This is a genomic window from Enterobacter cloacae complex sp. 2024EL-00711, from assembly GCF_047529885.1.
GTDB classification, from domain to species: Bacteria; Pseudomonadota; Gammaproteobacteria; order Enterobacterales; family Enterobacteriaceae; genus Enterobacter; species Enterobacter ludwigii.
This window is the reverse complement of sequence record NZ_JBLIZC010000001.1, coordinates 1,121,807-1,142,708: the sequence shown is the minus strand read 5'-3', so window position 1 is coordinate 1,142,708 and position 20,902 is coordinate 1,121,807. Positions and strand designations below refer to the sequence as shown.

The window sequence follows — 20,902 nt, the reverse complement described above, 5'->3', positions numbered from 1 at the left end:
CACTGTGTTGAAAAAGAATTTCGTGCGCATTCTTTCGTGAATTACGGCGGGTTGCAATGGGAAAGGTGAAAGAATAAGAGTTTTATTGAGTTATTTTCGTCTTTTGTTCTGCCAGCTGCGCGATACGTTTCGCCATTCCGCGAAAGATAAACAGGTGAGCGGGGATCATTAACAACCAGTAGAAAAGCCCCGGCATACCGTGCGGGTGCCACCATGCACGAACGTCCAGTTCACGATGGTCGCCTTTGTCTTTTAGCGTAAAGCACAACCGTCCCAGACCGGGCGCTTTCATGCCAAACAGCAGCGCCAGCTGTTTTTCGGGCTCGACGATAATTACCTTCCAGCTGTCAACCGTATCGCCTACCGCAAGATACGGGTGTGCAGGACGGCCTTTCGCCAGCCTGTGTCCTACCAGCAGATCCAGTGCGCCACGGGTTTGCCAGAGGATATTGCCGAAGAAATAGCGTTCTTTGCCGCCAATCTGATTCACCACCTCCCACAGGTCTGCCAGAGTTGCCGGGGTGTTCACCGTGCAGCCCGCCTGTTTAGGAAAGTAACCGTACTCAGGCCGCCAGCGGGCAAACGCCTGGGCGTCATAGCCCCAGTCGCTGGAGTTCATCAGCTGTTCCTCTTCCTTGAGCGTATTGCGTACCGCGTCATCGAAACGGATCAGCGTCTGGGGGATCAGCGCACGCAACGCACGATCGTCGGCCAGCAGATCGTGTTTGAGCCCCTGGATCAGCGCTTTTGCGGTCGTCGGCGGCACGGACGTAATGACGTTTAAAAACCACACCGAGATCCAGCGGGTAGGGAAGGGAATGGGGATCAGCCAGCGTCGGCGGCCGCTGACACGCATAAAATGTTCGAACTGTTGCTGGTAGCTCAGCACTTCCGGGCCGGCAGCCTCAAGCACACGGTGTTGCTCAGCCGGATGGTCCAGCAGGGCCACCAGATAATGGCGTAAATTTTCCAGCGCAATCGGCGTGGTGCGCGATCGCACCCAGCGCGGCGGGGTAAGCACCGGCAGGTTGTACACCATGTCGCGCATCACTTCGAACGCGGCGGAGCCGGCCCCGACGATGATCCCCGCCCGCAGTTCGGTGACGGGAATATTGGCGCCGCGCAGGGTCTCAGCCGTGAGCTGACGGGCGCGAAGATGATCGGACTGCTCGTTAGCAGGCGCCTGCAGCGAGCTTAAAAAAATCACCTGCTTCACCGGTGTGCGCAACAGCGCGTCGCGGACGTTCATCGCCACCTGACGCTCGTGGGCGATAAAATCGCCCCCTTCGCCCATGCTGTGAACAAGGTAGTAAAGCGTGTCGACCCCTTCCAGTAACGCCGGCAGCGTCGTGGGCCAGTTGAGATCGACGTTGTGACAGGTCACCCCGGGCAGGTGCAGTTTTTGCAGACGCTCCGTGTTGCGTGCCACGGCCAGCACCTGGTGCCCCTGCTGACTTAACGCAGTGGTGAGATGCTGACCGATATACCCACTGGCACCGAGTACCAGAATACGTTGCGGCACGCTCTGCTCCTTAGCGCTGTAAAAACGCCTGCCAGTGTTTCACCACGTCTGCCAGCTGCTGACGATTAACGTCTAAGTGCATAACCAGGCGTACCACCGGCGAGGCGTTGATCAACACGCCACGGGCTTTCATAAACTCACCCAGCGCGGCAGCGTGCTCTTCGCCCACGCGAATGAACAGCATGTTGGTATCGTGGCGCATAACGTCTGCACCAATCTCGCGTAGCTGTGCGGCCATCCACGCGGCGTTTTCATGATCGTCTTTCAGGCGGGCCACGTTGTTTTTCAGGGCGTACAGTCCGGCTGCCGCCAGAATACCGGCCTGGCGCATCCCGCCGCCGGTCATCTTACGCCAGCGGACCGCGCGTTTGATGTAGTCCGCATTGCCCACCAGCAGCGAGCCAACGGGCGTCCCCAGCCCTTTAGACAGGCAAATAGTGAACGAATCGCAATACTGCGTGATGTCTTTCAGCTCGCAGCCATACTCCACCACGGCGTTAAAGATGCGCGCGCCGTCCACGTGCAGCCCGAGTTTGCGCTCGCGGGTGAATTCCCACGCTGCTTTCAGGTACTCGCGCGGCAGCACTTTGCCGTTGTGGGTGTTTTCCAGACTGAGCAGCCTGGTGCGGGCGAAATGCACATCATCGACTTTGATTTTCGCCGCGACCTTGTCGAGCGGCAGGGTGCCGTCCGGGGCGGCATCAATCGGCTGAGGCTGAATGCTGCCCAGTACCGCCGCACCGCCTGCTTCGTACAGGTAATTGTGCGCGCCCTGACCGGCAATATACTCTTCACCGCGTTCGCAGTGGCTGAGCAACGCCACCAGGTTGGCCTGGGTGCCGGATGGCAGAAACAGGGCGGCCTCTTTACCGCTTAGCTCGGCGGCATAACGCTGCAGCGCATTCACCGTTGGATCGTCACCGTAGACGTCGTCCCCGACCGGGGCGGCCATCATCTCTTCGAGCATGGCGCGACCCGGACGGGTAACGGTATCACTGCGTAAATCAATCATTTCACATCCCTTTAATTTAAGAGGTTATGTGAAATGTTTTACCTGAGCCAGTTGGTTTTTGCCAGTTCGATTACCTCATCACCGCGTCCGCTGATGATGGCGCGCAGCATATAGAGGCTGAATCCTTTGGCCTGCTCGAGTTTAATCTGCGGTGGGATCGCCAGCTCTTCTTTCGCCACCACCACATCCACCAGTACCGGACCGTCGATGGAGAAGGCGCGCTGCAGGGCTTCATCGACTTCTGAGGCTTTCTCTACGCGAATACCCGTGATGCCGCAGGCTTCAGCGATGCGCGCGAAGTTGGTGTCGTGTAGCTCGGTGCCGTCCGTCAGATAGCCACCTGCCTTCATCTCCATCGCCACAAAGCCCAGCACGCTGTTGTTAAAGACCACGATTTTCAGCGGGAGCTTCATCTGCACAACCGACAGGAAATCGCCCATCAGCATGCTGAACCCGCCGTCGCCGCACATCGCCACCACCTGACGCTCTGGTGCGGTGGCCTTGGCCCCCAGCGCCTGCGGCATGGCGTTGGCCATCGAACCGTGGTTGAACGACCCCAGCAGACGGCGTTTGCCGTTCATCTTCAGATAGCGTGCCGCCCAGACGGTCGGGGTGCCCACGTCGCAGGTAAAAATGGCGTCGTCGTCCGCGAAATGGCTAATTTGCTGCGCCAGATACTGGGGATGAATGGCTTTGTCGCTCGGTTTGGCAAGATCGTCCAGTCCTTTGCGTGCATCGCGGTAATCACTGAGGGCTTTGTCGAGGAACTTCCGGTCGGTTTTTTCTTCCACCAGCGGCAGCAGGGCGGCGAGGGTGGATTTGATGTCCCCTACCAGCGCCATATCGACTTTACTGTGGGCACCAATACTGCCCGGGTTAATATCAATCTGAATGATTTTGGCATCCGTCGGGTAAAACGCGCGGTACGGGAACTGGGTGCCGAGCAGGATCAGCGTGTCGGCATTCATCATGGTGTGGAAACCGCTGGAAAAACCGATCAGTCCGGTCATGCCCACGTCATACGGATTGTCATATTCGACGTGCTCTTTGCCGCGCAGGGCGTGAACAATCGGGGATTTTAACTTGCCGGCAAATTCCACCAGCTCTTTGTGCGCGCCTGCGCAGCCACTGCCGCACATCAGGGCGATATTGCTGGAATAACGCAGCAGCTGCGCGAGCTTTTTGAGCTCTTCTTCAGCCGGCGTGATGACAGGCTGTGGGGCGTGATACCAGTGCGAACTGGCACCTTCAGGCGCGGCCTTCAGCGCCACGTCACCGGGAATAACGACCACCGAAACACCGCGGTTAAGCACGGCTTTGCGCATTGCAATGGCCAGAACCTGAGGGATCTGTTCTGGTGAGGAAACTAATTCGCAATAGTGGCTGCATTCACGGAACAGCTCCTGAGGATGCGTCTCCTGAAAATAGCCGCTGCCGATTTCGGAAGAAGGGATGTGAGCGGCAATCGCCAGGACCGGTACGTGATTGCGGTGGCAGTCAAACAGGCCGTTGATCAAGTGAAGGTTGCCCGGTCCGCACGATCCGGCGCAGACGGCCAGTTCACCCGTCACCTGCGCTTCCGCACCAGCCGCGAAGGCGGCAACCTCTTCATGACGGGTTGGCATCCATTCAATGGTCTTCATTTTATTGAGGCTATCGCTCAGCCCGTTCAGGGAGTCGCCGGTTACGCCCCAGATGCGCTTTACGCCTGCCTGCTCGAGGGTTTTTGCTATGTATGCAGCCACGGTTTGTTTCATGGGTGTCCATCTCCTTTAAGTGATATCGCTTACAAGCTTAGAAGAAAGTCACTGTATTGCCGCGCTTTCCCCCTTATTAAAAGGTGCTTTTCACCCGCAATGATTCGGCATAATCTGGTCATCACACAGATGAAAACAGGAATCATTTCAAATGGTTAAATCATTGTTAATTGCTGTTAATGAAAAGCTATCATGTGACGACGCCGGCAAACTCTTGTTACGACTTGCCGTCGGTGGGCTGATGCTTTTTCACGGTTTACACAAGTTATTGGGTGGCGTGGGGTTCATCAGCGGCATGCTGGTGGAAAAAGGCTTACCGGGGTTTATCGCCTACGGCGTGCTCATTGGCGAAGTGGTGGCGCCTGTCCTGATTATCGTGGGGCTTTTTACGCGCCCGGCGGCGCTGGTGCTGGCGTTTACCATGATTGTGGCGTGGCTGATGGTCGGGACGGGGGAAACCTTTGCGCTGGACGCGGTAGGTGCCTGGGCGATTGAGAGCCTGGTGTACTTCTTTATCGGTGCGCTGGCGGTAGCATGTTTAGGCGCTGGGCGTTTTGCGTTGGGGAAAGCGCCGGTCTGGCGGTAGGCGTACTAACCGGGGGTAAACGCGAGCGCTTACCCCCGTCATTCGCTACGCCAGCACAAGATCGCCCTGTGGATGACACGAGCACGCCAGCACGTATCCGTCGGCGATTTCTGCCTCGGTCAGCGTCATGGTGCTCGTCACGGTGTACTCACCGGAGACCACTTTGGTCTTGCAGCAGCCACATACACCAGCACGGCATGCTGCCACCACCGGCACGTTGTTGCTTTCCAGCGCGTCCAGTAGCGTGGTGCCGACCCGGCCAAAGAAAGTCTGAGCAGGCTGCAGTCTGGTGAACGTAATTCCGCTGGTTGCCGCTTCCGCCACCGGGGTGAAGAACTGCTCTTTGAAGAAGCGGGTCACGCCCAGTGCTTTCACGTCCTGCTCAACGATATCCATATACGGCGCCGGCCCACAGGTCATCACGGTACGATCCGCGAGGTCCGGGACGCTTTGCAGCAGTTCACGGCTCAGACGTCCGGCGACAAAACCGTGGGTTGCGTTATGTTCCGCCACCAGCGTCACCGGATAGTTACGCCACTCTTCGGCAAAGATCACATCTTCCGGCGAGCGCACGCTGAAGATCACCTGAACATCAGCCTGCGGACGGTTTTTCGCCAGCCAGCGACGCATTGACATGATCGGCGTGACGCCGCACCCGGCGGCCAGCAGCAGGAATTTATCTTCCGCTTTATCGTCACAGGTGAAATCCCCGTGTGCGTCCGACAGCCAGAGGTAATCCCCGCGCTTCACGTCCCGGGTCAGCCACTGCGAGCCTGCGCCATCATCGATACGGCGGATAGTGAGCGTGATGTACTCGCTCACGCCCGGCGTCGAGGAGATCGTGTAGGCGCGCAGCGTGTCCGCTGAGTTGCGGACACTGACCAGCGCATACTGACCTGCACGGTACGGATAGTAGTCATGGCACAGCAGGGACAGCGTCCACACATCCGGCGTCTCCTGATGGATGTGATGAACCTGCATCCGCCACGGACATTGTGAGGTTGGCATGGTCATGAATAACTCCTTACGCGCTCAGCAGCTGCTGCATATCTTCTTCTACGGTGGTCACGGAACGCAGACCAAACTTCTCGTTCAGCACGGCCAGCAGATCCGGTGTCAGGAAGCCGGGTGCGGTTGGGCCAGTCACAATGTTGGTCACGCCGAGAGAGAGCAGGGTCAGCAGGATGACGATCGCTTTCTGTTCAAACCAGGAGAGCACCAGCGACAGCGGCAGATCGTTGACGCCGCAGCCCAGTTTTTCCGCCAGCGTGACGGCCAGAATGATGGCAGAGTAGGCATCGTTACACTGACCCGCATCGACCAGACGTGGCAAACCTTCAATGTTGCCGAAGTCCAGCTTGTTGAAACGGTATTTACCGCACGCCAGCGTCAGGATCAGGCAATCTTCCGGTACGCTGGTGGCGAAATCGGTGAAGTAGTTACGCTCACCGCGCGCGCCGTCACAGCCGCCAATCAGGAAGATATGGCGCAGTTTTTCACGGCTCACGAGGTCAATCAGTGAATCCGCGGCACCGAGCAGGGTTTCACGACCAAAGCCGACGGTGATCAGATGTTCGATTTCGCTGTACGGGAAGCCACCCATCTGCTGCGCCTGGGCGATGACCGGGCCGAAATCATCCCCTTCCAGGTGGCTCACCCCCGGCCAGCCAACGATGCTGCGGGTCCAGATGCGGTCGTCATACGCGCCAACGGTGGGGTCGATGATGCAGTTAGAGGTCATCACGATGGGGCCCGGGAAACGGGCGAACTCAACCTGCTGGTTCTGCCAGCCGCTACCGTAGTTCCCGACCAGGTGTTTAAATTTACGCAGTTCCGGGTAGCCGTGTGCGGGCAGCATTTCGCCGTGGGTATAGACGTTAACGCCCGTGCCTTCGGTCTGCTTCAGCAGGTTATAGAGGTCTTTCAGGTCATGGCCGGAGATCAGGATGCACTTGCCTTCGGTCGCTTTAACGTTAACCTGCGTCGGCGTCGGGTGGCCGTAGGTGCGGGTTTCACCGGCATCCAGAATACGCATCACGTTGAAGTTCATCTGGCCGATTTCCATTGAACATTCGAGCAGCGGATTCATCTCGGCAGGCCAGGTACCCAGCCACGCCATGATTTTGTGGTACTGAGCATAGATAGCGTTATCGTACTGGCCCAGAACGTGTGCGTGTTCCATATAGGCCGCGGCCCCTTTCAGGCCGTACAGGCAGAGCAGACGCAGGCCGAGAATGTTCTCGCCAATCGCCGCTTTATCTTTGTTGGGGGTGAATTCTGCTGCCTGACGCTGCAGCTCGCCCAGGTCATCGCTCACCAGTTGCAGGTCTGCCATTGGGTTTTCTACCCGCGCATTGGCATCGGCGCTCAGGCACTGCGCTTTCAGCGCTTCACGCAACGCAATTGCTTCGCGGGCATAGCCGACGATGCGCGGGGAATCAAAGTTAACGTTAGTCAGCGTGGAGAAAAAGGCGCGGGGGGCGAAACTGTCTACATAGTGGTCAATAATGCCATATTCGCGGGCCTTGAATGCCCATGCGGAAAGGCCTTGCAGGGCGGCAATCAGCAGATCCTGCAGGTCTGATGTTTCTGCGGTTTTGCCGCACATACCTTGCGCATAAGAGCAGCCATTGCCTGCCGGGGTACGGATGGTTTGTTCACATTGCACACAAAACATAATCACACCTGTTAAAGTTATATTTGATATACATGTTTGAGATTATGCCTGTGACTGAACGGTGAAAAGGGCTTTCTTCTACAAAATAGAGGGAGATTGATTTAGCGCAATTTTGGCGGCAGAAAGCCTACCGCCAGAGGAGTATCAGGCGGAGAAAAACGCCATCAGAACGGGAACCAGCAGGCTCAAAATAAAGCCATGCACGATGGCGGCAGGCACCATCTCCAGCCCACCTGAACGCTGCAGAACCGGCAGGGTAAAGTCCATCGACGTGGCGCCACACAGCCCCAGTGCGGTCGAGCGACTGCGGCGCACCAGGCCCGGGATCAGCATAATGGCAATTAATTCTCGCGCCAGGTCGTTAAAGAAGGCGGCGCTCCCGATGACCGGACCGAACGATTCGGTCAGCAGAATACCGGAAAGTGAATACCAGCCAAATCCGGAGGCCATTGCCAGACCGGTTTTTAACGGCAGGCCGAGAATAAAAGCGTTAATCACGCCCGCCACCAGTGAGCTAATGACGACGATAACCGCGACGATCATTCCACGACGATTCAGGACAATCTGTTTCAACGTCATGCCATTATTTCGCAGCTGAATACCGATAAGGAACAGCAGGAAAATGAGGGTATATTCACTGGCTTCCGTCGCGTGCTGTAAAAAATTCCATCCGCTCAACCCAAGAACAAAACCCAGCACTACGACGCCGCATAATTTTAAAGATTCCAGCGCCATTGCAATTCGTGACGGCAGTTTTTCCTGATGGTGGTGGTTTTTCCACGGAATAGTGCGCTCAAGCCAGAAAAGTGCGGCAATATTGCACAGCAAAATAACGGCGCAGGTGACGACAGAATAATGCAGGATCGCCAGCAGATTGGTGGCCAGATTATCCAGAAACGCCAGGCTTATCCCCATAAAGAAAAGAATGACGTAGACAATCCAGCTCAGAAAACGGTTGATAAGCCGTAACGCGGATTCGCGATGTAGCGGGATAAGGTAGCCCACAATCAGAGGCAGCAGAATGATGAGGAGTCCTGAAAACATGAACAACGGGTCCTTGTGAATATCTGTTAAGCGCCAGAGACACTACCCAATAAACGTTGTCAGGTAAAGGAGCAACAAAAAAGCCGGGTGGCAGCAACGCCTGACCCGGCCTGAGTGTTGTCATGCAGGTCGGGTAAGCGTAAGTGCTACCCGACTGCACACGCAATTAATCGCGTTTTTCCAGCAGGGTGCGATACAGCACGCCGCCCAGAATACCGCCGATGATTGGCATTACCCAGAACAGCCACAGCTGCTCAAGCGCCCAGCCGCCCTGGAAAATAGCGACGGCAGTACTGCGCGCCGGGTTTACGGAGGTGTTGGTGACCGGAATAGAGATCAGGTGGATAAGCGTCAGCGCCAGACCAATGGCAATAGGAGCGAAGCCCGCCGGGGCGTGTTTGTCGGTTGCGCCGTGGATCACCAGCAGGAAGCCTGCGGTCAGCACAATTTCAATCACGATGGCAGAGAGCATGGAGTAACCGCCAGGGGAGTGTTCGCCGAAACCGTTTGAGGCGAAGCCGCTTGCGGCGGCGTCAAAGCCGGCTTTACCGCTGGCAATAACGTACAGAACTGCTGCAGCAATAATCCCGCCAACAACCTGGGCCACAATATAACCAATGACTTCTTTAGCAGGGAAACGACCGCCCGCCCATAAACCTAATGTCACCGCCGGATTAAAATGACCACCGGAAATATGACCCACGGCAAACGCCATGGTTAATACGGTTAAACCGAATGCCAGCGCTACGCCGACAAAACCAATACCTAATTCCGGAAATGCTGCTGCCAGAACGGCGCTACCGCAGCCACCAAACACCAGCCAGAATGTACCAAAGCATTCTGCTGCTAATTTTCTAAACATAACCACCTCAATAATAAACTTCACACGCGTTCCTGCGTGCGGGATATCGTCAAAAAAGGGATGACGACTCAAAGAGCCATTATTTTAAAAACAAAAACATCCCTTCGCCACTAAAATTAATTCGGTTAATTTGATTTATGGCAACGTGATGTCATTCCTTGTTCAAATCGACGGTAAATAGAGCATAGACCAATTCTCTACAGCACGAAGGTTGTGCTGTCGTGTCAAAGTTCCTGCCGCTATACTGCTGATAACTTAAAGGAAAAAGTGATCATCTCGCGGGGGATTTATGCTTCTCGAACGTGTGGAAATTGTTGGGTTCCGCGGTATTAACCGCCTGTCGCTGCAGCTTGAGCAGAACAACGTCCTGATCGGTGAGAACGCGTGGGGTAAGTCCAGCCTGCTGGATGCGCTGACGCTGCTGCTTTCGCCCGAAGACGATCTGTATCATTTTGCCCATGATGATTTCTGGTTTCCTCCCGGCGATGTGAATGGCCGCGAAAAACACCTGCACATTATTCTGACGTTCCGCGAATCCGAGCCGGGGCGTCACCGCGTGCGTCGCTTCCGGCCGTTATCACCCTGCTGGGTCCCGTGCGACGACGGTTTCCACCGGATTTTCTACCGGCTGGAAGGTGAGATGGCAGAAAACGAGGGTGTATTAACCCTGCGTGATTTCCTCGATGAGAAAGCCAACCCTATTCCGCTGGATGACATCGACGACCTGGCTCGCCACCTGATTCGCCTGATGCCGGTGTTGCGCCTGCGTGATGCGCGTTTTATGCGGCGGATCCGCAACGGCACCGTACCGAATATGCCGGAAGTGGAAGTGACCGCCCGCGAGCTGGATTTCCTGGCGCGAGAGCTGGTGGCGCGTCCGCAAAATCTGACCGATGGTCAAATCCGCCAGGGGTTGTCGGCAATGGTACAACTGCTGGAACACTATTTTTCCGAGCAGGGGACGTCGGAGTCGCGTCATCGTCTGATGCGCCGCCGCTCTCACGATGAACAACGCAGCTGGCGTTACCTCGATATCATTAACCGGATGATCGACAGGCCTGGTGGCCGTACCCATCGGGTGATTTTGCTGGGGCTGTTTTCGACGCTACTGCAGGCCAAGGGCACCGTTCGTCTCGACCGTGACGCCCGCCCGCTGCTGCTGGTGGAAGACCCGGAAACGCGCCTGCACCCGATCATGCTCTCGGTGGCGTGGCACCTGTTGAATCTGCTGCCGCTGCAGCGCGTGACCACCACCAATTCCGGCGAGTTATTGTCCCTGACCCCGGTTGAGCACGTCTGCCGTCTGGTACGTGAGTCTTCCCGCGTCACCGCCTATCGCCTCGGGCCGGGCGGGATGAACGCGGAAGAGGGACGTCGTATCTCGTTCCACATCCGCTTTAATCGTGCGTCGTCGCTGTTCGCCCGCTGCTGGCTGCTGGTTGAGGGAGAAACGGAAACCTGGGTTATCAACGAACTGGCGCGTCAGTGCGGCCACCATTTTGATGCCGAAGGTATCAAGGTCATCGAATTTGCCCAGTCGGGGATCAAGCCGCTGATCAAATTCGCCCGGCGGATGGGCATTGAATGGCATGTACTGGTGGATGGTGACGAAGCGGGGAAAAAATATGCCGCGACCGTGCGTGGCCTGCTGAATAATGAGCGCGAAGAAGAGCGCGACCACCTAACCATGCTGCCGGCCATGGACATGGAGCACTTTATGTACCGTCAGGGGTTTGACGACGTGTTCCACCGGATTGCGATGGTGCCGGTGGATGTGCCAATGAACATGCGGCGCGTGATTGCCAAAGCCATCCACCGCTCTTCAAAACCTGATTTAGCGATTGAGGTGGCGACGGAAGCGGGTAGACGGGGCGTGGAGTCCGTGCCGACGCTGCTGCGCAAGATGTTCTCCCGCGTGCTGTGGCTGGCACGCGGGAAAGCGGATTAAGCGCGGGTCGCCTGCGTGACGTGTTGCGTCAGGCTGTCCAGTAACGCATAGCGGCGGCGGTACTCAGCGCGCTTTTTGCTCGCAATCTCGTCCATCGGCTTACGGGGCATGGCGAGCGGCAGCATGAAGTGGCCGTTATCCTGTTTTTGCCCGCCGAGGGAGAGCCAGAAGCTGTCATAATCGGCCAGCAATTTTCCCTCTTTTTTCTTGCGGTAACGCCAGCTGCGGTAGATATGCGTGGCGTTACTCACCGCGACAATATGCTCAACCGGGAAAGCTGCGCCAAGCGTCATTGCCGTTTCAACCAGCAGGCGTTTCGGGAACAGGCCGTGACACGCTTTGGTCGCCCCCTGGATCAGTTCATGTGGAACGTGTGCTTTTGCCCCCTGCAGGCCGCCGATGAACAGCGTTGTTTTTCCTTCAAACGGGCACAGCGTGAAGGTCATTTCCGCCAGCACGGTATTCTGATGGTTACAAAAGACGAGGGTGGCTTCACCCTCTTTATCCATGAAGGCGTCGGCGCACAGGCGCACAGTAAACTGCTGTTCGTCTTTTCCGGTCAGGGTCAGCAGGGTTGCCCCCTGCGGTGAAAGGTAACCCTTGACCAGCGTTGCCGGAAGCTGGCGCGTCATGGTCTGGTAGTGCCAGGTCAGCGATTCCAGCGCCTGTCGGCGATCCATGTCCACCGTTAACCACGGGCGGTGCAGGCGGCACGGCAGCCCCGGTTGCACCTGCAACATTTGCATCAGGCGCGGCTGCTTTGCCAGCTCTGACAGCAGGCGCGTGGTGCTGAACGGTGTCATCAGCGAACGGAGCATGAATTTACGTCGATAAGCGGGGTTTTGCCATGCCAGCCCCGGAGTGATCTTCCCGAAGGCCAGATTATTGAAGAGCTGCCAGCCGGATTTAGGCTGGTGCTGATGAGAAATAAGTGTATCGACGATGGAAGACATGTTAGATCCTGCTTCTGAAGGAAGGGTTCTATTTCAGCAGGCGAAATTTCAATAACTCATCAACAAATTGAGGCGATTTCGGTGCGCGGGGGTTTCGTTGAGGAGTCGTTTAGATAGAATCAACGTTTATAATTGCCAGAACATTTATTTGGAATATTTATGAACCTCAAGGGAAAACGCAGAACGTGGTTTCTGCTGCTGGCGGTAATTGTTATCGGGGGAGGGTTCTGGCTATGGCAGATCCTGAATGCCCCTGTACCACAGTATCAAACACTGATTGTCCGTCCGGGCGAGCTGCAGCAAAACGTGCTGGCGACGGGAAAACTGGATGCCCTGCGCAAGGTTGACGTGGGTGCACAGGTAAGCGGTCAGTTGAAAACGCTGTCGGTTGAGATTGGCGACAAGGTGAAAAAAGGCCAGCTGCTGGGCGTTATCGATCCTGAGCAGGCGCAAAACCAGATCCGTGAGGTGGAAGCCACGCTCATGGAACTGCGTGCCCAGCGTGCACAGGCGCAGGCTGAGCGCAACCTGGCCCAGGTAACGTTAACGCGTCAGCAGGCGCTGGCCAAAACGCAGGCCATCTCGAAACAAGATTTAGACACGGCTGCCACCGAGCTGGCGGTTAAGCAGGCGCAGATCGGGACTATCGATGCGCAGATCAAGCGCAACCAGGCCTCGCTGGATACGGCCAAAACCAACCTCGACTATACGCAGATTGTGGCGCCCATGGCCGGGGAAGTGACTCAAATTACCACGCTGCAGGGGCAAACGGTGATTGCGGCGCAGCAGGCGCCCAACATTCTGACCCTGGCGGACATGAGCACCATGCTGGTGAAAGCCCAGGTCTCAGAGGCGGATGTTATTCATCTGAAGCCGGGGCAGAAAGCCTGGTTTACCGTCCTCGGCGATCCTCAGACGCGCTATGAAGGCGCGCTAAAAGACATTCTGCCGACGCCGGAAAAAGTGAACGATGCCATCTTCTACTATGCGCGCTTCGAGGTACCTAACCCGCAGGGCGTGTTGCGTCTGGATATGACCGCACAGGTGCACATTCAGCTTACCGGCGTGAAAAATGTGCTCACCATTCCTCTCTCTGCGCTGGGTGAATCCACCGGCGAGAGCCGCTATAAAGTGAAAGTGCTGCGCAACGGCGAAACGCGTGAGCGAGAAGTGGTCATTGGTGCGCGTAATGACACCGACGTGGTGGTGGTCAAAGGGCTGGAAGAGGGTGAGGAGGTTGTCACCAGCGAAAGCCTGCCCGGAGCCGCTAAATGACGGCGTTGCTTGAGCTGAATGACATTCGTCGCAGCTATCCGTCGGGTGATGGCCCGGTTGAGGTGCTGAAGGGGATCACCCTGCGCGTCGAAGCGGGCGAGATGGTGGCGATTGTCGGTGCGTCCGGCTCCGGTAAATCGACGCTGATGAATATTCTCGGCTGTCTGGACAGACCCACCAGCGGCACCTATCGGGTGGCCGGAATGGATGTTTCCACGCTGGACGGTGACGCGCTGGCAAAACTGCGGCGGGAACATTTCGGTTTTATCTTCCAGCGTTACCATCTGCTCTCTCACCTGACGGCGGCGCAGAACGTCGAAGTGCCGGCGGTCTATGCCGGCGTCGAGCGGAAAAAACGCCTTGAGCGCGCCCAGATGCTGCTGACGCGTCTGGGGCTGGCGGAACGGGTGGAGTACCAGCCCTCGCAGCTTTCCGGCGGCCAGCAGCAGCGTGTCAGTATCGCACGCGCGCTGATGAACGGCGGTCAGGTGATCCTCGCAGATGAACCGACCGGGGCGCTCGACAGCCATTCGGGTGAAGAGGTGATGGCGATCCTTCACCAGCTTCGCGATCAGGGGCATACGGTCATCATCGTTACCCACGATCCGCAGGTGGCTGCACAGGCCGAGCGCATCATTGAGATCCGCGACGGAGAGCTGGTCAGCAACCCGCCGGCGCGACACGCCCGGGAGGCGGCACCGAAAGAAGTCCTGCCGGCGTCAACCGGCTGGGGACAATTTTCCAGCGGGTTTCGTGAGGCGCTGACCATGGCCTGGCTGGCGATGGCTGCCAATAAAATGCGCACCCTGTTGACCATGCTGGGCATCATCATTGGTATCGCCTCGGTGGTGTCGATTGTGGTCGTGGGCGACGCGGCCAAACAGCTGGTGCTGGCGGATATTCGGGCCATCGGGACCAACACCATTGATGTCTATCCCGGCAAAGATTTTGGCGATGACGAGCCGCAGTATCAGCAGGCGCTGAAGTACGACGATCTGGCGGCTATCCAGAAGCAGCCGTGGGTGAATTCGGCCACGCCGGCGGTCTCACAAAACCTCCGTCTGCGGGTAGGCAATGTTGACGTTGCTGCCAGCGCCAACGGCGTCAGCGGCGATTACTTTAACGTCTATGGCATGACCTTCAGCGAAGGTGCCACCTTCAATGCCGAGCAGTTAGCGGGCCGGGCGCAGGTGGTGGTGCTTGATGCCAACTCGCGCCGGCAGCTCTTCCCCAATAAAACCAACGTGGTGGGCGAGGTTATCCTGGTCGGAAACATGCCTGCGACGGTGATTGGCGTGGCGGAAGAGAAACAGTCGATGTTTGGCAGCAGCAAAATCCTGCGCGTCTGGCTACCCTATACCACCATTTCCGGGCGGATTATGGGGCAGTCCTGGCTGAACTCCATCACCGTTCGCGTGAAGGAAGGCTACGACAGCGCGCAGGCCGAGCAACAGCTGGAACGGCTGCTGACGTTGCGTCACGGGAAGAAAGATTTCTTCACCTGGAATATGGACGGTCTCTTGAAAACGGCGGAAAAGACCACACGTACTCTTCAGCTGTTCCTGACGCTGGTGGCGGTGATCTCGCTGGTGGTTGGCGGTATCGGGGTGATGAATATCATGCTGGTATCGGTCACGGAACGTACCCGGGAGATTGGCATCCGCATGGCCGTCGGTGCCAGAGCCAGCGATGTGCTGCAGCAATTTTTGATTGAAGCGGTGCTGGTGTGTCTGGTGGGCGGCGCGATGGGCATTGCGCTGTCGATGATGATCGCGTTTGCTCTGCAGCTTTTTTTACCCGGCTGGGAGATTGGTTTCTCGCCGGTGGCCATTCTTACCGCATTTTTGTGTTCGACTTTTACCGGCATTTTGTTTGGCTGGCTGCCTGCCCGCAATGCGGCGCGTCTGGATCCTGTGGATGCGTTGGCTCGCGAATAGGCTGAAAATAAAAATGCCAGCCGATCGGGCTGGCATTTTGACGGCGGGATGTACACAATAAAACAGAGAGCTATGCGACCGTTTCTGCTTCAATGGGTACGATCAGGCTTGCATGATTGCCTTTTGGTCCCTGGTGTACATCGAACCGGACGGACTGCCCGGCTTTGAGCGTTCTGTAACCATCCATCTGAATGGTGGAATAGTGAGCGAAGATATCCTCGCCGCCGCCTTCGGGGCAGATGAAGCCAAACCCTTTGGCGTTGTTGAACCACTTAACAGTACCCATTTCCATGCTTCGACATCCTTCGTAAATCTTATAAGTTAAGATGGAATGAACCGGTGGTGGAGTGGGGGCTGTTCAAAACCTCGCCATCTCACGCTTGTACAATTTAGAGAAACGAAAGAAGTCGTCAAGCGTTTGGCGCTTGAGATGGGACAATAATCAACCAAAGTTTGAAGCAGTTAACGCTATTGCAACAGTTTGTGACAGACATCGCGGATGACAGTAATAGATGATTGTTATCTAACATCTGAGGTAGATTCAAAGTGGTTATGCAAAATGGGTAAGACCAACGACTGGCTGGATTTTGACCAGCTGGCGGAAGATAAAGTGCGTGACGCGCTAAAACCGCCATCTATGTATAAAGTTATGTTAATGAACGATGATTACACGCCGATGGAATTTGTTATTGACGTGCTACAAAAGTTCTTTTCTTATGATGTAGAACGTGCAACGCAACTGATGCTTACCGTTCATTATCGTGGCAAAGCTATCTGCGGCATCTTTACCGCCGAAGTGGCGGAGACCAAAGTCGCGATGGTGAACGATTATGCGAGGGAGAACGAGCATCCGTTGCTGTGTACGCTGGAAAAGGCCTGATAAGGCATAAAATTTGGGGGAGGTGCCTATGCTCAATCAAGAACTGGAACTCAGTTTAAATATGGCTTTCGCCAGAGCGCGTGAGCACCGACATGAGTTTATGACCGTCGAGCATTTACTGCTCGCACTGCTTAGCAACCCATCTGCCCGCGAAGCGCTGGAAGCCTGCTCCGTGGATCTGGTGGCGCTACGTCAGGAACTCGAAGCCTTCATCGAACAAACCACACCGGTGCTGCCAGCCAGTGAAGAAGAGCGCGACACGCAGCCGACGCTCAGCTTCCAGCGCGTGTTGCAGCGTGCGGTCTTCCACGTCCAGTCTTCCGGACGTAGCGAAGTGACGGGCGCAAATGTGCTGGTCGCCATCTTCAGCGAGCAGGAGTCACAGGCAGCCTACCTGCTGCGCAAACACGAAGTCAGCCGACTCGACGTGGTTAACTTTATCTCTCACGGAACGCGTAAAGACGAGCCGAACCAGGCATCGGATTCCAGCAATCAGGTCAATAACAATGAAGAGCAAGCAGGCGGGGAGGATCGTATGGAAAACTTCACCACCAATCTCAACCAGCTTGCTCGCGTTGGCGGTATCGACCCGCTGATTGGTCGCGATAAAGAGCTGGAGCGCGCGATCCAGGTATTGTGCCGTCGCCGCAAGAACAACCCGCTGCTGGTGGGTGAATCCGGCGTCGGTAAAACCGCGATTGCCGAGGGGCTCGCCTGGCGTATTGTGCAGGGCGACGTACCGGAAGTGATTGCCGATTGCACCATCTACTCGCTGGATATTGGCTCGCTGCTGGCGGGCACTAAATACCGCGGCGATTTTGAAAAACGCTTTAAGGCGCTTTTGAAACAGCTTGAGCAGGACACCAACAGCATTCTGTTTATCGATGAGATCCACACCATCATCGGTGCCGGTGCGGCCTCGGGTGGCCAGGTGGATGCCGCTAACCTGATCAAACCGCTGCTCTCCAGCGGTAAGATCCGCGTGATTGGCTCTACAACGTATCAGGAGTTCAGCAACATCTTTGAGAAAGATCGTGCCCTGGCGCGTCGTTTCCAGAAAATCGATGTGACTGAACCTTCTGTTGAAGAAACCGTGCAGATCATCAACGGTCTGAAACCGAAGTACGAAGCGCACCACGATGTGCGTTATACCGCCAAAGCGGTGCGTGCGGCGGTGGAGCTGGCGGTGAAATACATCAACGATCGTCATCTGCCGGATAAGGCCATTGACGTGATTGATGAGGCAGGGGCGCGTGCGCGTCTGATGCCAGCCAGCAAGCGTAAGAAAACCGTAAACGTGGCGGATATCGAGACCGTGGTGGCCCGTATCGCGCGTATCCCTGAGAAGAGCGTTTCTCAGAGCGACCGTGACACGCTGCGCACCCTTGGCAATCGCCTGAAAATGTTGGTCTTTGGGCAGGATAAAGCCATTGAGGCGTTAACCGAAGCCATCAAGATGGCCCGTGCCGGACTGGGGCATGAACATAAGCCTGTCGGTTCCTTCCTGTTCGCCGGTCCGACCGGTGTGGGGAAAACCGAGGTAACGGTTCAGCTCTCCAAAGCGCTGGGCATTGAGCTGCTGCGTTTTGATATGTCCGAGTACATGGAGCGTCACACCGTCAGCCGTTTGATTGGTGCGCCTCCGGGCTATGTGGGCTTTGACCAGGGCGGTCTGTTAACCGACGCGGTGATCAAGCATCCGCACGCGGTACTGCTGCTCGATGAAATCGAGAAAGCGCACCCGGACGTGTTCAATATCCTGCTGCAGGTGATGGACAACGGGACGCTGACCGATAACAACGGGCGCAAGGCGGACTTCCGCAACGTAGTGCTGGTAATGACCACCAACGCCGGTGTACGTGAAACGGAGCGCAAATCTATCGGCCTTATCCATCAGGATAACAGCACCGATGCGATGGAAGAGATCAAGAAGATCTTTACGCCGGAGTTCCGTAACCGTCTGGACAACATTATCTGGTTCGATCACCTCTCTACCGAGGTTATCCATCAGGTAGTGGATAAATTCATCGTCGAACTGCAGGTTCAGCTGGATCAGAAAGGCGTGTCGCTGGAAGTGAGCCAGGAGGCCCGCAACTGGCTGGCTGAGAAAGGCTACGACCGTGCGATGGGGGCCCGTCCAATGGCGCGTGTGATTCAGGACAACCTGAAGAAACCGCTGGCGAACGAGCTGCTGTTTGGCTTGCTGGTAGACGGCGGTCAGGTGACGGTCGCGCTGGACCAGGAGAAGAATGAGCTGACGTATGATTTCCAGAGTGCGCAGAAGCACAAGCCGGAAGCGGCTCACTAATTTCCAGCATTAGTCTTAAAAACCGGGCAACTGCCCGGTTTTTTTATGCCTGCCCGCACCGAAACTTTGCGAGGCGCTTTCCATATTTTCATCTCACTCATTGCTGTATAAATTCACAGTCCTAGAATGGCGACGCACCTGCAAAATCAGGTGTCGGGATTGGCGTCCTGAAAGTGTGTGAGCAGCACCATTGCTGCAGGCTTCGTTCGCCCTAAGGAAAAGGGTATAATTCTGCATCTGGCGGGCGAATCGGAAGCTTCTTTTGAAGCGCCAGTAGCACACACACTGGTACGCCAATTCCTTTTCGTCCGCCGCCAGCGAATCTGGCGTTTCCTGCGGTGGTAACTCAACGTGTGTGAAGGTATTACCCAATGAATACAGAAAACTGTTTCTCCCAGCTCTACAGCGAACTCTCCCTCAACCCCGATCTCCCGACCCTGGCCGGGCGCTGCATGCTGCTCACCGAAATTCTGCTGGACTGCAATGCCCACCCGCAAACGCAGCCCGTGTGCCGCTGTTTAGGCGCGTATCTGGAAGAAGTCAAAACCGGACTCACAGAATCAATGCGTGATTTTCAGATAGTGGAATTTGAGGAGGACGCTGAACCACCGCGACAAAAAGCGTGGCTTCTGGAAGATACCGAAACAAAGTGCGACTACTGTCGGGCAGTAAACCACGTGCTGCTGGTGTCCCATTTTGATCGGGATATGCTGCCGCACCTGACGGGATTGCTGCATGAGATGGCGCATTCCATGGCCGGGGATTTAATCACGCCGGCGCAGCCCCGCATGACAATACATCTTCCTGCCCGGCATTAAGCCGTTAAATAAAAAAGGCCGGGGTTAACCCGACCTTTATATATTCATCTGCCATTACAGGCGAAAACAATTAGCGACTACGGAAGACAATGCGGCCTTTGCTCAGGTCGTACGGGGTCAGTTCAACAGTCACTTTGTCGCCCGTTAAAATGCGGATGTAGTTTTTGCGCATTTTACCGGAGATGTGCGCAGTTACCACGTGACCGTTTTCCAGCTCTACGCGAAACATGGTGTTAGGCAACGTATCAAGTACGGTACCCTGCATTTCAATATTGTCTTCTTTGGCCATCTAATCCTCTGGGGTATCACTACCAAGTTTTGAACCGGCAAGATAATGCCGAAATTCATCAATTAAGTAAAGAATTGCGCGTTTAAAACGCAGCAAAATAGTTTCGGCGCATTGCCCAAGCGTCACGGTACAACCGAACGGAAAGCGCATTCGTAAAGGGGATACAACAGGATAAACGTCAGGACGTTATCTGAAGCGGAGGACCCAAACGGCGGCGAGGCAACAGGCAGAACCTACTCTGCGGCATAATTATAACACCCTCACAAAAAATATGCGGAAAACATTTAGGCATTGGGCATAAAGAGCGTTCTTGGTACCCAGAAGTCTCGCGGGAGCTTCTCCTGACGGCAAACGTCCAGATGTTCTATGTAGTGGCGGCGGGGGATTTCAACCGCGCCGAGCGAGGCAGTATGCTCATTGAGGACCTGGCAATCCATCAGTTTTCCGCCGCGCTGGGCAAACTCCTGGCAGAAGATCAGCAGCGCGGTTTTCGAGGCATTCACGGCACGGGAGAACATCGATTCGCCGCAAAACAGCGTCCCCTGCGCAACGCCATACATCCCGCCGACGAGTTCACCGTCTTGCCAGACTTCAATGGAGTGCGCGAAACCCAGCTCATGCAGCTGGTGATAGGCGGTAATGATATCGCGGGTGATCCAGGTTCCTTCATGACGGTCTTCGGCACAGCCTTCAATGACCTGACCGAAGGCATGATTTAGGGTGACGCGGTAGGGTGATTTCGCATGGAAACGCTTCATGCTGCGGCTCAGGTGAAACTGCGCCGGCCACAGCACGGCACGGGGATCGGGCGACCACCATAAAATCGGGTCGCCGGGTGAAAACCACGGGAAAATGCCACGCTGGTAAGCCATCAAAAGCCGCGCAGGACTGAGGTCGCCGCCAAGGGCCAGCAGCCCATTAGGTTCACGCAGCGCTCCCTCCGGCGAAGGGAACGCGATGTTATGACGAGAAAGCTGGACCAGGCGCATGACAGCAGAACTCCAATACGCGAGTTAGGATCGGTACAAATATAG

General features: G+C 56.1%; 18 protein-coding genes. 7 read left to right on the top strand and 11 right to left on the bottom strand.

The window, feature by feature from the left end:
- Positions 1-82 precede the first annotated feature (82 nt).
- Genes ACMVME_RS05530 through poxB form a run of 3 tightly spaced genes read right to left on the bottom strand, consistent with a single transcriptional unit; the run spans position 83 to position 4,291 of the window.
- Entirely contained in the window at positions 83-1,522 is a 1,440-nt protein-coding gene (locus ACMVME_RS05530) for an SDR family oxidoreductase (protein ID WP_032677782.1), read from the bottom strand.
- A 10-nt stretch (positions 1,523-1,532) separates the two neighbouring features.
- A complete protein-coding gene (ltaE, locus tag ACMVME_RS05525; protein ID WP_025204576.1) occupies positions 1,533-2,534 on the bottom strand; it encodes a low-specificity L-threonine aldolase in 1,002 nt (333 codons plus the stop codon).
- A 38-nt stretch (positions 2,535-2,572) separates the two neighbouring features.
- The gene (gene poxB / locus ACMVME_RS05520; protein ID WP_014169348.1) at positions 2,573-4,291 is read right to left on the bottom strand and encodes a ubiquinone-dependent pyruvate dehydrogenase; all 1,719 of its coding nucleotides are present in this window, start codon (positions 4,289-4,291) and stop codon (positions 2,573-2,575) included.
- A 151-nt stretch (positions 4,292-4,442) separates the two neighbouring features.
- Here poxB and ACMVME_RS05515 point away from each other — a divergent pair, with 151 nt between their 5' ends.
- On the top strand, positions 4,443-4,877 hold the full coding sequence (locus tag ACMVME_RS05515) for a DoxX family protein (protein ID WP_032677784.1): 435 nt from the start codon (positions 4,443-4,445) through the stop codon (positions 4,875-4,877).
- A 45-nt stretch (positions 4,878-4,922) separates the two neighbouring features.
- Here the strand turns inward: ACMVME_RS05515 and hcr are convergent, their stop codons facing one another.
- The 4 genes from hcr to aqpZ all read right to left on the bottom strand — a co-directional run bounded on the left by hcr (position 4,923) and on the right by aqpZ (position 9,460).
- On the bottom strand, positions 4,923-5,891 hold the full coding sequence (hcr, locus tag ACMVME_RS05510; protein WP_014169350.1) for an NADH oxidoreductase: 969 nt from the start codon (positions 5,889-5,891) through the stop codon (positions 4,923-4,925).
- Positions 5,892-5,901: 10 nt separating this feature from the next.
- A complete protein-coding gene (gene hcp, locus ACMVME_RS05505) occupies positions 5,902-7,554 on the bottom strand; it encodes a hydroxylamine reductase (protein WP_032677785.1) in 1,653 nt (550 codons plus the stop codon).
- A gap of 144 nt (positions 7,555-7,698) precedes the next feature.
- Positions 7,699-8,598, bottom strand: a complete 900-nt coding sequence (locus ACMVME_RS05500) for a lysine exporter LysO family protein (protein ID WP_020884841.1) — start codon at positions 8,596-8,598, stop codon at positions 7,699-7,701.
- A gap of 166 nt (positions 8,599-8,764) precedes the next feature.
- On the bottom strand, positions 8,765-9,460 hold the full coding sequence (gene aqpZ, locus ACMVME_RS05495) for an aquaporin Z (protein ID WP_025204573.1): 696 nt from the start codon (positions 9,458-9,460) through the stop codon (positions 8,765-8,767).
- Between the two features lie 289 nt (positions 9,461-9,749).
- On the opposite strand from aqpZ, the gene ACMVME_RS05490 reads away from it, so the two are divergent.
- Complete coding sequence (locus tag ACMVME_RS05490) at positions 9,750-11,408, top strand: ATP-dependent endonuclease (RefSeq protein WP_014169354.1); 1,659 nt, start codon at positions 9,750-9,752, stop codon at positions 11,406-11,408.
- On the opposite strand, the gene ACMVME_RS05485 is transcribed toward ACMVME_RS05490, so the two are convergent.
- Complete coding sequence (locus ACMVME_RS05485; RefSeq protein WP_020884839.1) at positions 11,405-12,361, bottom strand: VirK/YbjX family protein; 957 nt, start codon at positions 12,359-12,361, stop codon at positions 11,405-11,407. The two genes, ACMVME_RS05490 and ACMVME_RS05485, sit on opposite strands and share 4 nt — an antisense overlap.
- 159 nt (positions 12,362-12,520) lie before the next feature.
- Here ACMVME_RS05485 and macA point away from each other — a divergent pair, with 159 nt between their 5' ends.
- Positions 12,521-13,636: a macrolide transporter subunit MacA gene (macA, locus tag ACMVME_RS05480; protein ID WP_020884838.1), complete on the top strand. Its 1,116-nt coding sequence runs from the start codon at positions 12,521-12,523 to the stop codon at positions 13,634-13,636.
- Positions 13,633-15,573, top strand: coding sequence for a macrolide ABC transporter ATP-binding protein/permease MacB (gene macB, locus ACMVME_RS05475; RefSeq protein ID WP_068794454.1), 1,941 nt, complete (start codon positions 13,633-13,635; stop codon positions 15,571-15,573). The genes macA and macB overlap by 4 nt, the downstream gene beginning before the upstream one ends.
- A 70-nt stretch (positions 15,574-15,643) precedes the next feature.
- Here macB and cspD read toward each other — a convergent pair whose 3' ends face one another.
- Positions 15,644-15,865, bottom strand: coding sequence for a cold shock-like protein CspD (gene cspD, locus ACMVME_RS05470; protein WP_008499993.1), 222 nt, complete (start codon positions 15,863-15,865; stop codon positions 15,644-15,646).
- A 267-nt stretch (positions 15,866-16,132) separates the two neighbouring features.
- Between cspD and clpS the strand changes: the two genes are divergently transcribed.
- The 3 genes from clpS to ACMVME_RS05455 all read left to right on the top strand — a co-directional run bounded on the left by clpS (position 16,133) and on the right by ACMVME_RS05455 (position 19,579).
- On the top strand, positions 16,133-16,453 hold the full coding sequence (gene clpS, locus ACMVME_RS05465) for an ATP-dependent Clp protease adapter ClpS (protein ID WP_006174393.1): 321 nt from the start codon (positions 16,133-16,135) through the stop codon (positions 16,451-16,453).
- A 28-nt stretch (positions 16,454-16,481) separates the two neighbouring features.
- Positions 16,482-18,761: an ATP-dependent Clp protease ATP-binding subunit ClpA gene (gene clpA / locus ACMVME_RS05460; RefSeq protein ID WP_020884836.1), complete on the top strand. Its 2,280-nt coding sequence runs from the start codon at positions 16,482-16,484 to the stop codon at positions 18,759-18,761.
- A 371-nt stretch (positions 18,762-19,132) separates the two neighbouring features.
- Positions 19,133-19,579, top strand: coding sequence for a hypothetical protein (locus tag ACMVME_RS05455; RefSeq protein WP_068794455.1), 447 nt, complete (start codon positions 19,133-19,135; stop codon positions 19,577-19,579).
- A gap of 70 nt (positions 19,580-19,649) precedes the next feature.
- Here ACMVME_RS05455 and infA read toward each other — a convergent pair whose 3' ends face one another.
- A complete protein-coding gene (infA, locus tag ACMVME_RS05450; protein ID WP_002211347.1) occupies positions 19,650-19,868 on the bottom strand; it encodes a translation initiation factor IF-1 in 219 nt (72 codons plus the stop codon).
- A gap of 284 nt (positions 19,869-20,152) precedes the next feature.
- Entirely contained in the window at positions 20,153-20,857 is a 705-nt protein-coding gene (gene aat / locus ACMVME_RS05445; RefSeq protein ID WP_014169362.1) for a leucyl/phenylalanyl-tRNA--protein transferase, read from the bottom strand.
- Between the last annotated feature and the right edge of the window lie 45 nt (positions 20,858-20,902).

Coding starts and splice junctions, on each gene's coding strand:
- ACMVME_RS05515 (WP_032677784.1), top strand. CDS start 4,443: ATGGTTAAATCATTGTTAATTGCTGTTAATGAAAAGCTATCATGTGAC.
- clpS (WP_006174393.1), top strand. CDS start 16,133: ATGGGTAAGACCAACGACTGGCTGGATTTTGACCAGCTGGCGGAAGAT.
- ACMVME_RS05490 (WP_014169354.1), top strand. CDS start 9,750: ATGCTTCTCGAACGTGTGGAAATTGTTGGGTTCCGCGGTATTAACCGC.
- clpA (WP_020884836.1), top strand. CDS start 16,482: ATGCTCAATCAAGAACTGGAACTCAGTTTAAATATGGCTTTCGCCAGA.
- ACMVME_RS05500 (WP_020884841.1), bottom strand. CDS start 8,598: ATGTTTTCAGGACTCCTCATCATTCTGCTGCCTCTGATTGTGGGCTAC.
- ACMVME_RS05455 (WP_068794455.1), top strand. CDS start 19,133: ATGAATACAGAAAACTGTTTCTCCCAGCTCTACAGCGAACTCTCCCTC.
- cspD (WP_008499993.1), bottom strand. CDS start 15,865: ATGGAAATGGGTACTGTTAAGTGGTTCAACAACGCCAAAGGGTTTGGC.
- macA (WP_020884838.1), top strand. CDS start 12,521: ATGAACCTCAAGGGAAAACGCAGAACGTGGTTTCTGCTGCTGGCGGTA.
- aqpZ (WP_025204573.1), bottom strand. CDS start 9,460: ATGTTTAGAAAATTAGCAGCAGAATGCTTTGGTACATTCTGGCTGGTG.
- hcp (WP_032677785.1), bottom strand. CDS start 7,554: ATGTTTTGTGTGCAATGTGAACAAACCATCCGTACCCCGGCAGGCAAT.
- poxB (WP_014169348.1), bottom strand. CDS start 4,291: ATGAAACAAACCGTGGCTGCATACATAGCAAAAACCCTCGAGCAGGCA.
- infA (WP_002211347.1), bottom strand. CDS start 19,868: ATGGCCAAAGAAGACAATATTGAAATGCAGGGTACCGTACTTGATACG.
- hcr (WP_014169350.1), bottom strand. CDS start 5,891: ATGACCATGCCAACCTCACAATGTCCGTGGCGGATGCAGGTTCATCAC.
- ACMVME_RS05485 (WP_020884839.1), bottom strand. CDS start 12,361: ATGTCTTCCATCGTCGATACACTTATTTCTCATCAGCACCAGCCTAAA.
- ltaE (WP_025204576.1), bottom strand. CDS start 2,534: ATGATTGATTTACGCAGTGATACCGTTACCCGTCCGGGTCGCGCCATG.
- aat (WP_014169362.1), bottom strand. CDS start 20,857: ATGCGCCTGGTCCAGCTTTCTCGTCATAACATCGCGTTCCCTTCGCCG.
- macB (WP_068794454.1), top strand. CDS start 13,633: ATGACGGCGTTGCTTGAGCTGAATGACATTCGTCGCAGCTATCCGTCG.